Origin of the sequence: Fodinibius sp. SL11, from assembly GCF_052060035.1 — a bacterium.
Taxonomy (GTDB): Bacteria; Bacteroidota; Rhodothermia; order Balneolales; family Balneolaceae; genus Fodinibius.
Genome location: NZ_JBPOEA010000010.1, coordinates 1 through 13,064, shown reverse-complemented (window position 1 = coordinate 13,064; position 13,064 = coordinate 1). Strand labels below are relative to the sequence as shown.

Genomic DNA, 13,064 nt, shown 5'->3' with positions numbered 1-13,064 from the left:
TTTTTCTTTTTTAATTCCTCAAGCATACCAACAAGAAAAAATGCCCGGCATGAGCTATACCGAGCATTAATCCCAAAAATAACATTTACATTACTTTTTGTTCTGCTCTTCCTGTAGTGCATTCCAATCATCAAGAAAGCGCTCAAGGCCACGGTCTGTTAATGGATGATGCAGTAGCTGATCAATCACATTTAGAGGCATCGTAGCAACATCTGCTCCCAATCGTGCCGATTCAAGTACATGCATCGGATGACGAATGCTTGCTGCAAGAACTTCCGTCTCGTAACCATAATTTTCATAGATTGTCACCACATCCTCAATAAGCTGCATGCCGTCATCTGAGATATCATCTAATCGTCCAATAAATGGCGAAATATAAGTAGCCCCTGCTTTAGCAGCTAACAATGCTTGTGTCGCAGAAAAACAGAGTGTACAATTAGTACGAATCCCTTCATCAGACAACGTCTTGATGGCTTTAATTCCCTCTTTAATAAGAGGCACCTTTACCACCACATTATCAGCAATCTGTGCTAAACCACGTGCTTCTGAAACAATTTCATCATATTCTGTAGAAACAACTTCGGCTGAAACATCTCCATCAACAAGATTGCATATTTTTGCAATATGTCCTTCAAAATCAGCCACACCAATTTTAGCACATAAACTTGGATTTGTAGTTACGCCATCTAACACCCCTAAATCATTTGCTTCCTTGATTTCATCAAGATCAGCAGTATCAATAAAAAATTTCATAGAAATCGATCCTTTGTTGGTTGTTTTTATTGTGCTTAAGATAAAAAAAATTGATTCTCTTTCTTAATCCTGATGTTCTCTGATATTTCATTTCAATTGTACCATTCAGACGTAGAATTTATAGATATTATCGTTTTCAAAAATCTACAGGATATTACATATTAAAGGAACAAAACAAACGTTAATGTGGAAGCATTTTAACTAATTTCAGTTATTTGATAAAACAGGCTACAGGAGGCAGTAGTTTATTATGAGCAAATCTAAAGACTTTACACTTGGTTTAATATCCGGAGCTTTGGTAGGATCAGTAGTAGCATTACTTTATGCTCCAGATAAAGGAAGCAATACACGAGACGTCATTTCTTATCGTTTAAGTTCGTATCTGGATGAACTTACTCATTTAATTGATCAACTTTCTGAGGAGAAAGAAGCTATTTCGGAAGCTAAACGACAAGGTGACCTCGTTGTTGAAGATGCTCGTCATCGAGCTGAAGATCTTATACGCGAAGCAGAAGACCTGTTAGATACCATTGATGATACCAAAGGAGGCAAGGAAAATAATTCTACTCAGCATAATGCTGATAAATCTTCCTGATCAACCTATACATTTTTAAACCAAAATATTATAGGTTCAAATAGATTTTATACCCTCTATTAGGATTGGTTATATAAAAAAAGTGCCCATCATTTCTGACGGGCACTTTTTTATTATTGAATGGTTTTAGAAAAGTAATTAGGATTCATCATCCTCAACATCAGCTTCTGCTGTCGGTTTCGCTTCTTCCTCTCCATTTGCTTCTTCTGATCCGGCAAGCTCATCGAATACTTTAGCAACTTCTTGCTCTTCTTCGTCAAGCTCTTCTTTCTTACCAACAATCAGATCATCATACTTACGGAGACCCGTACCGGCAGGTACTTTATGACCAACAATCACATTTTCTTTTAGACCCTGAAGGAGATCCTTCTTGGCCTCAATAGATGCTTGTGTCAGCACTTTTGTAGTCTCCTGGAATGAAGCGGCAGACAGCCAGCTTTCTGTAGAGAGTGCAGCACGTGTAATACCAAGCAGTATCGGCTTAGATATTGCCGGTTCCGCTTCACGTGTCTCTATCTCTTCTAATCCTTCTTTGATCAGTTCATTATTTGTTTCTCGAACTTCGCGACGTGTTAGCAGTCTTCCCTGCTTAAGGTCACTTCCACCGACCTCAGTAACAACGTATTTACCGATAAGCTCATCATTCTTATTGTTGAGCTCAAATCGGTCAACTTTATCTCCCTCAAGATACATGGTATCACCGGGATCAGTTACCTCAACCTTCTGCATCATGGTGCGAACAATAGTTTCAATGTGTTTGTCATTGATTTTCACACCCTGAAGCCTGTATACCTCCTGAATTTCGTTCACAAGGTACGACTGTACGGCATAAGGTCCGAGAATATTTAGAATTTCTTCGGCCGGAATAGTACCGTCGGACAGCTGCTGACCCGCTTCTACATAATCATTCTCCTGCACAAGAATGTGCTTGGAAAGAGATATGAGATATGTTTTTTCGGTCTTGCCATCTTTACTTTCAACGATAACTTCCTGCTTACCGCGCTTACGGCCACCCATCTTAACAATACCGTCAATTTCTGATACCGCAGCAGGATCACTTGGCGAACGAGCCTCAAATAGCTCGGTAACTCGCGGCAGACCTGCTGTAATATCTTTCGATTGTCCAGTTGATCGTGGAATCTTAGCTAATACTTGTCCGGCAGCAACCTCTTGCCCGTCTTCTACAACAATATGTGTATCAACAGGGAGCGTTTTTTCTCGAACTCGATCATCGCCACCTTTAACCAACAGCGTAGGTATCAACGAACGATCCTTAGAATCGATTACCACTTTTTCACGGTGACCTGTTTGAGCATCCGTTTCTTCAGCGAAAGTAATATCTTCGAGGATATCTTTATACTCAACAACTCCGTCAATTTCAGCATAAATATTAGCATTGTAAGGATCCCAAGTACATAGGGGTACTCCTTTGGGAACCTCGTCACCTTCTTCGACCAAGAGTTCAGAACCGTAAGGAATGTTGTAAGAAATGAGTTCTTTACCTTCTTCATCCTTAATCTTGATTTCTCCGGCCCGACTGAGTACGACATCGTGGATTTCTTCTCCGTCATCGTATTCAACAACGCGGATATTTTCGAATTCAACCTCACCTTCGAATTTAGCCTTGTGCATTGATTCTGACTCAACGCGAGAGGCCGTACCACCAACGTGGAATGTACGCAGTGTAAGCTGTGTACCGGGCTCACCAATTGATTGAGCTGCAATAACTCCTACAGCCTCACCAACCTGAACCATCGTGTTACGTGCCAAGTCTCGACCGTAGCACATAGAGCATACTCCGCGCTCTGTTTCACAGGTAAGTACTGATCGAATCTCAACTTCTTCAATCGATGTTTCGGCAATGCTTTGAGCCACATTTTCATCAATCATCTGATTGGCTTCACAAAGAAGTTCATCAGTAATAGGATCATAAATATCGTGCAATGAAACACGACCCAAGATACGATCTTCCAGACTCTCGATAACATCCTCGTTATCTTTCAGAGCCTTCATCTTAATACCACGCAATGTTCCACAGTCTTGCTCATTGATAATGATATCCTGAGAAACATCTACAAGTCGTCGTGTAAGATAACCGGCATCAGCTGTTTTGAGAGCCGTATCGGCCAGACCCTTACGAGCGCCGTGCGTAGAGATAAAGTATTCAAGAACCGTCAGTCCCTCTTTAAAGGAGGAAAGAATGGGATTCTCAATAACTTCATTGCCTTCCTGCTGGGAGCTTTTCTGTGGCTTAGCCATCAGTCCACGCATACCTCCAAGCTGACGAATCTGCTCTTTAGAACCTCGAGCACCAGAATCAGCCATCATAAATACCGGATTGAATCCATCCCTGTCTTCTGTCAATGCATTAAACAGCGATTCGGAAACACGGTTTGTGGTACTCGTCCACTTATCAATAACCTGATTATAGCGTTCATTATCAGTAATGAAGCCCATCTCATAACGGTCATCAATTTCAGCTACCTCATTTTTAGCTTTTTCAAGCAGCTCATCTTTTTCTTTAGGCGTTACAATATCTTCAAGACTAAAGGAAAGCCCACCGGTTGTAGCTTCTTCAAAACCGAGACGTTTCATGTCATCAAGAAATTCAGCCGTACGAGCTGTCCCCACCTCATAATGGATGTCGCCAATCAAGACACGCAGCTCTTTCTTGCCAAGCGTCTTATTCACGAATTCCATTGCTTCCGGTAGAATTTTATTGAATAATACCCGACCCGTAGTGGTCTTGATTATCTCCTGTACTTGTTCACCATCTTCATTTTCCTTGGTGATACGAAGATTAATCTTGGCGTGCATATCAATACGATCGCGATCATAGGCGATCAGCACTTCATCCATATTGGCAAAGGTTTTACCTTCACCTCGCTTATCATTGGCCATCTTGGTCATATAATAGATACCCAGAACCATATCCTGAGACGGTACCGCAATAGGGCCACCATTAGCAGGACTTAACAAGTTATGGGACCCCAGCATAAGAACCGATGCCTCTAATACAGCATCATGACTTAGCGGCAAGTGTACGGCCATCTGGTCACCGTCAAAGTCAGCGTTATAGGCGGTACATGCGAGCGGATGCAATCGAATTGCTTTTTCCTCAATCAGTACCGGTTGAAACGCCTGTATACCAAGCCTGTGCAGTGTCGGTGCACGATTAAGCAGTACGGGATGACCATCAATAACATTTTCAAGCACTTCCCAAACAACCGAGTCTCGACGGTCAACGACTTTCTTCGCCGACTTAACTGTTTTTACATATCCACGTTCAATTAAGCGGCGGATAATGAATGGTTTGTAAAGCTCTACAGCCATCTCCTTGGGCAGACCACACTGATGCATCTTCAGTTCAGGGCCTACCACAATAACGGAACGGCCGGAATAGTCAACACGTTTTCCAAGCAAGTTTTGTCGGAATCGTCCGCTTTTTCCTTTCAGCATATCACTGAGAGATTTCAGAGGACGGTTGTTATTCCGTACTGCGTTGGATTTGCGGGAATTATCATAAAGCGAATCAACCGCTTCCTGTAGCATACGCTTCTCATTACGCAGAATCACATCCGGCGCCTTGATATCAATCAGACGCTTGAGTCGGTTATTTCGAATGATAACCCGTCGATACAGATCGTTAAGATCAGAAGTTGCAAATCGGCCACCTTCCAAAGGTACCAGTGGTCGTAATTCCGGAGGAATAACAGGAATCACACTTTGAACCATCCATTCAGGGCGGTTTTCGGTGTGCTGGTTAGCCGCTCGGAATGATTCTATAACCTGTAGTCGCTTTAGCTTTTTCTTCTTGCGCATCTGCGACGTTTCGTTACGGGCTTCGTAACGCAGACGATATGCCAACTCATCCAGATCCTGAGTTGCCAAAAGCTCTTCAATAGCCTCGGCACCTTCTTTAGCTCGGAATTTATCCTCGTCATCGTCATCCATCTCCCACTGATCTTCAGGGAGCTGTTCCTGAATATCATAGTACTCTTCTTCAGAGATAAGGTCGCCCTTTTTATAACCAAGGTCACGGGCAACACCGGGATTCATGATCACATACGTCTCATAATAGACAATCTTCTCAAGGTTCTTGGAAGAATATCCCAAGAGGTATGCAAGTTTATTGGGCAGTGATTTGAAGTACCAAATATGTACGACAGGCACGGTCAGGGAAATATGTCCCATACGCTCCCGTCGAACTGCTTTTCGGGTTACTTCTACACCGCAACGGTCACAAATAATCCCTTTGTAACGGATCCGTTTGTATTTGCCACAATGGCATTCATAGTCTTTTACCGGACCGAAGATCTTTTCACAGAAAAGACCATCCATTTCCGGTTTAAATGTACGATAGTTGATTGTTTCGGGAGTTAAGACTTCGCCGTGCGACCGAGACAAGATAGTCTCAGGTGACGCAAGTGAAATACCAATTTTATCGAAGTCTTTCGAAACTGTTAATGTGTTAGTAGTCGGCAAGGAAGTACCTCCGGATTGACTTTATTTAACAGTATAAATTCTGTTGTTCTAATTAGTCGATGTGAATTTCAAGGCCAAGACCCATCATTTCGCGCAGCAGTACCTTGAATGATTCTGGCACATCACCTTCAGGCAAGTTTTCGCCTTTTACAATAGCTTCGTAAACACGAGAACGACCTTTCACATCATCACTTTTTACAGTAAGCATCTCTTTAAGTATACTGGAAGCGCCATAGGCATACAGTGCCCAAACCTCCATCTCACCGAGACGCTGACCACCAAACTGTGCTTTACCACCCAGTGGCTGTTGCGTAATAAGAGAATATGGTCCAATTGAACGGGCATGCATCTTATCCTGGATCAAGTGATTCAACTTAAGGATATACATATACCCAACTGTTGATTTCTGATCCATCGGTTCACCGGTCCGGCCATCATATAATGTAACGCGACCGTCTTCCGGTAAGCCCGCTTCACGCATTTTCTCTTTTACCTGCTCTTCGCTGGCACCATCAAAAATAGGCGATGCAAATTTAACGCCCAGTTTCTTGCCGGCCCATCCCAGAATTGTCTCGTAAATCTGTCCGAGGTTCATACGCGATGGTACACCCAGCGGATTAAGACAGATATCAACAGGTGTTCCGTCAGCCATATAGGGCATATCTTCTTCCGGTACAACCTTAGCGATCACACCCTTATTACCGTGGCGGCCGGAAAGCTTGTCACCTACTTGCAATTTACGCTTTTTGGCGACATAGACTTTCGCCTTCTGGATGATTCCGGGCGGGAGATCGTCTCCAACCTGGATCTGATATTTTCTTCGTTTTGCTTCAGTATCAATTTCTCTGCGAAGCGAACGATAATTCTTAAAGAGCAAACGAACATGTTCTACCAATTCATCATCGGTAGCCCATTGAATATTTTCATTAATATTTACAGGGTCGAGCTCTTCAAAATCTGATTTACGATACTTCTCACCTTTAGGAATTAGCTCTACGCCATTAAAATCATACACTCCGGGAGAAGTTTTATCTCTCAGCAGGGTATAGAGTTTATCCACCATTTTGCTGTTCAGCTCATCCACTTTTTCTTGGTGGCGTTCATTTTCGAGCTCAACCTGCTTTTTCTCCTCTCTGCGTGAAATCTGTTCATCACGCTTTCGGCTAAAGAGCTTCGTATCAATTACAGTCCCTGATACTCCCGGCGGAACTTTCAGCGATGCGTCTTTAACATCTCCGGCTTTATCTCCGAAAATTGCACGCAGTAGTTTTTCTTCCGGTGTTGGGTCGGTTTCACCTTTTGGTGTAATTTTACCTACCAATATATCACCGTGGCTAACCTTTGCTCCCGTTCGTACAATTCCCTGTTCATCAAGATCTTTGGTAGAATCTTCACTCACATTAGGAATCTCACGGGTAAGCTCTTCTTCACCGCGCTTGGTATCACGAACCTCCTGCTCAAATTCTTCAATGTGGATGGAAGTATACATATCTTCCTGAACAACGCGCTCACTAACCACAATTGCATCCTCAAAGTTGTATCCTCTCCACGGTACAAAACCGATAAGAACATTTCGTCCCAGGGCCAGTTCACCCTGATCAGTAGCACAGCCATCAGCCAGTGTTTGGCCTTTCTTAACCTTGTCACCAACTTCAACAATTGGTGTCTGGTTGATAGTGGTATCCTGATTCGTACGTTCAAACTTGCTCAGTTTGTACTTTTTGACTCCTTCATCAAAGTAGCATTGCTGCTCCATGTCCGTACGATCGTACTTCACATGAATCTCTTTCGCACTAACATAAACCACTTCACCATCTTCATCAGCGGTTATGATTGCACGAGAGTCTTTCGCAGCACGATGCTCCAGCCCAGTACCAACGGTAGGTGATTCGGGACGCAACAACGGTACAGCCTGACGCTGCATGTTCGCCCCCATAAGAGCACGGTTCGCATCATTATGTTCCACAAAAGGAATTAATGAAGCGGCAACAGATGCAATCTGATTTGTCGAAACATCCATGAACTCAATTTCTTCCGGATCAGCCAAACCAACCTCCCCATCACGAAAACGAGAGAAAATATTATCATTCTTAAATACTCCCTTTTCGTCAATTGGAGCATTCGCCTGTGCAATTACCGTTTCATCTTCCTGCTCGGCAGATAGATATTCAATATCTTTGGTTGCTTTGCCATCCTCAATCTTTCGATAAGGGGTTTCAAGGAACCCAAAATCATTCACCTTGGAATGCACACAGAGTGATGTGATCAAGCCAATATTTGGTCCCTCAGGCGTTTCAATTGGGCATAATCGACCATAGTGCGTATAGTGCACGTCACGAACCTCAAAACCAGCACGTTCTCGTGTCAATCCACCCGGTCCAAGGGCCGACATACGGCGTTTGTGTGTCAAGGTCGCCATCGGGTTGGTTTGATCCATGAACTGCGATAGCTGATTCGTACCAAAAAAGGTGTTAATCACCGACGAAATTGTCCGCGCATTAACAAGATCTTGTGGTGTTAACTGCTCAGCATCACGAGAGTTCATTCGCTCCTTGATAGTACGGGACATCCGTGCAAGCCCAATAGAAAATTGCTGAGAAATTTGCTCACCGATGGTACGTACTCTACGATTACTCAAGTGATCAATATCATCAACCTGAGCTTTCATATTTTTCAAACGAATGATCTCCCTGATAATGGCCAGGATGTCTTCCTTCGTAAGATAGCGGGTGTCCATATCCACGTCTATCTTCAGACGCTTGTTCAAACGATAACGCCCTACTTCCCCAAGATCATACTTCTTGTCACTAAAGAACAGACGCTCCAGCACTTGTCGTGCTGTTTCAGCATCCGGCATTTCACCTGTTCTAATCTGACGATAAATTTCTGCAAGAGCAGACTCCTCATCGTGTGAGGGATCTTTACGCATGGTGTTCATAAAGACGTCACGCTCAGATTCTTCGGGTTCAAGTGTTTGCACTCGAACTTTTTCCAAGCCGGCTTCTTGTAACAGACCATAATCATCTTCCGTCAGTTCATGATCAACTTCGAGAAGCACTTCGCGACTTTCTGCTTCGGTTACTTCACCTGTTTCATCATCAATAACTTCTTCAATCTTTTCTTCTACGATATCGGTAGCAAGACGTCGACCAACTAACTCATCGTTATACTGTTTTTTGGATTCAACCTCTATCTGCTCGGTTCCTCCAAAAAGGTTAAACAACTCCTCATCAGTGGAGTAACCTAACGCCCGAAGCAAAGTTGTGAATGGAACCTTCTTTTTACGATCGATATAAGCCCAAAGCACATCTCGTATATCTGTAGAAAACTCAATCCAAGATCCTTTAAAAGGAATTACCTTGGCATTATACAATTGTGTTCCATTTGGGTGTACATTCTGTCCGAAAAAGGCACCCGGTGAACGGTGAAGTTGACTTACAATAACCCGTTCGGATCCATTAACAATAAAACTTCCTTTTTCCGTCATCCATGGCAGATCACCCAAAAATACTTCCTGCTCAATGGTTTCGGTCGTCTCGTCATCATCGTCCACAGCAGAAAGACGCAGCTTTGCTTTTAGTGGCACGGCATAGGAAAGCCCACGCTCCTGACATTCCTTGATGCTGTATTTTGGAGTATCCACGCTGTAATGCATGAATTCCAAAATGTGAGTTTCACGAGAATCCTGAATAGGAAAGTTATTATTAAATATTTTTTGAAGACCCTGATTTTTACGGTCTTCCGGAGCAATATCTAATTGGGTAAATTCCGAAAATGATTCGAGCTGTATATCCAGAAAATCAGGATAGTCGAGCACATGTTCGGTACTACCAAATGATAAGCGGTCGGTGAAAGGTATTTTCTCCATTTTACTTTGTTTATTCAAAAGGAACCTCTCCTTTTAATTAAAAGATGATGATGAGCTGATTTTGCCGCTTCAAATACACTTTATACAAAGTGAATTACTGGCATGCAAATAGACGCCAATAGCCAATACCGTAAAACGATATTGGCTAATGACAAATACGTATTTGATTGAGCGCTAATTACTTAAGCTCAACTTCAGCGCCTGCGTCTTCAAGCTTAGACTTAAGGTCTTCAGCTTCTTCTTTAGAGACAGCTTCTTTAACTGGGTTTGGTGCGTTATCAACCAATTCCTTGGCTTCTTTTAGACCGAGACCAGTGATGCTGCGAACTTCTTTAATTACAGCAATCTTTTTGTCTCCGGCACCGGTAAGAACAACATCAAATTCAGTTTGTTCTTCTTCGCCGTCACCTTCTCCGCCACCAGCAGCAACAGCTACTCCAGCAGCTGCAGGCTTAATGTCGTATTCTTCCTCAAGGAAGTTTGCGAGTTCGTTTGCTTCTTTTACAGTTAAGTTGACTAATTGTTCAGCTAAATCTTTAACGTCAGCCATTGTTTATTTCTCCGATTGATCTTTGTGAATTGAAAATTCGTGTATTAGTAATTGTTATTCGTCGCCTTCTTCGGCGATTGTTTCAAGGGCTCCGGCAATATTTCGACCGGGAGCTTGTAAAGCACCTACAACATTTGAAACAGGAGCAAGCAAGAGACCAACAATGTCTCCAATAACTTCGCTCTTAGACTTCATTGCAGCCAATGTATCAAGCTCATCCTCACCGTAGTAATCTCCATCGATGATTGCAGCTTTAAATTTTGGCCTATCTGTTTCGTCAAAAAGTTTTTTAATCACTTTTGCGGGTGCGGCAAGCTCTTCTTCTACAAAGGCAAAACCATTTTGTTCAATCAAGTGGGGATACAAATCTTCATATCCTCCAACTTCGTCCATGGCTCGTTGTACCAAGGTGTTTTTATACACTTTATACTTGATATCACCTTCAAAGAATTCGCCACGCATATTGTTGATTTCTTTTACCGACATACCTGAATAGTTGGTGATATAAACAGCACCTGAACTCTTCAGATCTTCGGTAATTTCTTCAACAGCTTGTTTCTTTTCTGCTAATGTTGGCATTATTTAGTTCCTATTTTGTCTTTATGCAGAAATTACAGATGAACGACTCAATGGAATGCTTGGGCCCATTGTTGAACTCATAAACGCGCTTCTGATATATAATCCTTTAGCAGAAGCGGGTCTGAGTCGCATGACCGTACGCAAAAATTCCAGAGCATTTTCACGGATTTCGCTGGCATCGAAGCTTACGCGTCCGATTGAAGCGTGTAGAATACCATATTTGTCTACACGGAAATCAATTTTACCGGATTTTGCTTCTTCAACTGCATCAGCTACATCGTTTGTAACAGTACCACTTTTCGGATTGGGCATAAGTCCACGGGGACCCAAAATGCGTCCCAGTTTCCCTATCTGTCCCATAACATCCGGAGTAGCAATAATTACATCAACGTCTGTCCATCCTTCTTCAATTTTCTCAATATACTCGTCAAGACCTACATGATCTGCTCCAGCCTCTTCGGCTTCTTCTTGCTTAGCTTCGTTAACCAAAGCTAATACACGCACTTCCTTACCTGTGCCATGTGGCAGGGTAACAGAACCACGCACCATTTGATCGGCATGACGGGGATCAACTCCCAGCCGTAAATCCAGATCAACGGATGCATCGAAGTTAACCTTAGAGGTCTTCTTCACAAGATCACAAGCTTCTTCCAAAGTATATTCCAACTCGGAATCAATGAGCTCTGCGGCCTCTTGGTATTTCTTTCCTCGTTTAGTTGACATAAATTAATTTACCTTCTATTTATCTCTTAGTACTCGCAGCCCCATACTTCTGGCAGTACCTGCAATCATTTCTGCAGCATTCTCAATTTCAAAAGCATTGAGGTCCTGCATCTTCTGTTCTGCTATCTCTTTGCACTGAGTCCAGGTTACCTGGCCAACCTTAGTACGGTTTGGCTCTCCGGAACCGGATTTAATCCCAGCCGCTTGTTTTAGCAGTACTGCAGCAGGTGGAGTCTTTGTTATGAAAGTGAAGGATTTATCCTGATACACAGTAATTTCAACCGGAATAATCGTCCCGGCATCATCTTGTGTAGCAGCATTAAATGCCTTACAAAACTCCATAATATTGATTCCAGCCTGACCTAACGCAGGTCCAACAGGTGGTGCAGGATTTGCCTGCCCGCCACGAATCTGGAGCTTAAGTACTTGATCTACTTTTTTTGCCATTTTAATTTACTGCTTGTACTTATTTTTATTTGCCGCGTAATAGCTCACTTTGCATCAAGTGATTAATAATTGTGGTCAAGTTGCAGGTTCTACCTGGTTCACACCAACTTCAACCGGGGTCTTTCGACCGAAAATACTTACAAGAACACGTAGTTTGAGTTTATCAGTATTAACTTCTTGTACGGTTCCATCAAAATCTTTAAACGGACCATCAATGACCTTAACAATATCTCCTTCATCATAGGGGATTTCAATCTTACCCCCTTGCTCCATCATATCTTCATTATCCTGAACTTGCCCAAGAATTCTATTTACCTCTGCTTTACGAAGAGGCTTAGGCTTATGTTCATTTTTATTCTTCAGAAATCCAATCGTAGAGGGAGCACCCTGAATGAGATTATTTACTTCTTCATCGTATATTGTTTTCAGCAGTATATAGCCAGGGAGAAAATTCTTTTCGCGCGTCTTTTTCTTTCCTGAACGTATTTCAATAACTGTTTCTGTAGGAATCAGCACCTCGCTGATTTTATCCTCAAGTCCCTGCATCTCAATTTCACGATCCAAATAACGCTTCACTTTCTTTTCGTGATTTGAAAACACACGAACTATATACCACTTATGCTGATCTTCTTGTGTCATTAATAAATGGACTCTAATACAATGCTATAAACCTGATCTACTGCAAAAATAAATGCTGACAAGAGTATTGTGAATACCACTACAACAATGGTGTAATCAATCAACTCTTGCTGATCTGGCCAGGAGACCTTTTTCATCTCCTTGCGCACATCTTCTAAATATTCTTTAATGCTATTCATGAATTTTTATCCAATTCTAAACTTGCACGGGTGGAAGGACTTGAACCCACAACCTTCGGTTTTGGAGACCGCTGCTCTGCCAATTGAGCTACACCCGTATATGCCGAAAGAACAGACCTCAAAAGAAGCCTATTCTTTCATGCAATTTTACGTGCAGAAACCTGATTTATTATTCTATAATTTCAGTTACAACACCGGCGCCTACCGTGCGGCCGCCCTCGCGGATCGCAAAACGCAGACCTTCTT

Annotated in this window: 11 protein-coding genes and 1 tRNA gene; 1 reads left to right on the top strand and 11 read right to left on the bottom strand. The window is 42.6% G+C overall.

Annotation, left to right across the window (positions count from 1 at the left end):
* Positions 1 to 90 precede the first annotated feature (90 nt).
* Positions 91 to 753 (bottom strand): fructose-6-phosphate aldolase, encoded by a 663-nt coding sequence (gene fsa, locus ACQ76V_RS11345; protein WP_441000618.1) that lies wholly within the window; start codon positions 751 to 753, stop codon positions 91 to 93.
* Positions 754 to 1,003: 250 nt separating this feature from the next.
* Here fsa and ACQ76V_RS11340 point away from each other — a divergent pair, with 250 nt between their 5' ends.
* Positions 1,004 to 1,348, top strand: a complete 345-nt coding sequence (locus ACQ76V_RS11340; protein WP_441000617.1) for a YtxH domain-containing protein — start codon at positions 1,004 to 1,006, stop codon at positions 1,346 to 1,348.
* A 138-nt stretch (positions 1,349 to 1,486) separates the two neighbouring features.
* On the opposite strand, the gene rpoC is transcribed toward ACQ76V_RS11340, so the two are convergent.
* From rpoC to ACQ76V_RS11290, 10 genes are all read right to left on the bottom strand, one after another.
* Complete coding sequence (rpoC, locus tag ACQ76V_RS11335; protein ID WP_441000616.1) at positions 1,487 to 5,833, bottom strand: DNA-directed RNA polymerase subunit beta'; 4,347 nt, start codon at positions 5,831 to 5,833, stop codon at positions 1,487 to 1,489.
* A gap of 52 nt (positions 5,834 to 5,885) precedes the next feature.
* Positions 5,886 to 9,701, bottom strand: coding sequence for a DNA-directed RNA polymerase subunit beta (rpoB, locus tag ACQ76V_RS11330; protein ID WP_441000615.1), 3,816 nt, complete (start codon positions 9,699 to 9,701; stop codon positions 5,886 to 5,888).
* Between the two features lie 178 nt (positions 9,702 to 9,879).
* Positions 9,880 to 10,251, bottom strand: a complete 372-nt coding sequence (rplL, locus tag ACQ76V_RS11325; protein WP_441000614.1) for a 50S ribosomal protein L7/L12 — start codon at positions 10,249 to 10,251, stop codon at positions 9,880 to 9,882.
* A gap of 54 nt (positions 10,252 to 10,305) precedes the next feature.
* Positions 10,306 to 10,830 (bottom strand): 50S ribosomal protein L10, encoded by a 525-nt coding sequence (gene rplJ / locus ACQ76V_RS11320; RefSeq protein WP_441000613.1) that lies wholly within the window; start codon positions 10,828 to 10,830, stop codon positions 10,306 to 10,308.
* A gap of 21 nt (positions 10,831 to 10,851) precedes the next feature.
* Positions 10,852 to 11,553: a 50S ribosomal protein L1 gene (gene rplA, locus ACQ76V_RS11315; protein ID WP_441000612.1), complete on the bottom strand. Its 702-nt coding sequence runs from the start codon at positions 11,551 to 11,553 to the stop codon at positions 10,852 to 10,854.
* A 15-nt stretch (positions 11,554 to 11,568) separates the two neighbouring features.
* The gene (rplK, locus tag ACQ76V_RS11310; protein WP_441000611.1) at positions 11,569 to 12,000 is read right to left on the bottom strand and encodes a 50S ribosomal protein L11; all 432 of its coding nucleotides are present in this window, start codon (positions 11,998 to 12,000) and stop codon (positions 11,569 to 11,571) included.
* A gap of 75 nt (positions 12,001 to 12,075) precedes the next feature.
* Complete coding sequence (gene nusG / locus ACQ76V_RS11305; RefSeq protein WP_441000610.1) at positions 12,076 to 12,639, bottom strand: transcription termination/antitermination protein NusG; 564 nt, start codon at positions 12,637 to 12,639, stop codon at positions 12,076 to 12,078.
* Entirely contained in the window at positions 12,639 to 12,818 is a 180-nt protein-coding gene (gene secE, locus ACQ76V_RS11300) for a preprotein translocase subunit SecE (RefSeq protein WP_441000609.1), read from the bottom strand. Before secE ends, nusG begins: the two co-directional genes overlap by 1 nt.
* Before the next feature lie 25 nt (positions 12,819 to 12,843).
* Positions 12,844 to 12,916, bottom strand: a tRNA-Trp gene (locus tag ACQ76V_RS11295).
* Positions 12,917 to 12,987: 71 nt separating this feature from the next.
* On the bottom strand, positions 12,988 to 13,064 hold a 77-nt coding region (locus tag ACQ76V_RS11290; protein ID WP_422447782.1), incomplete at its 5' end, for a hypothetical protein.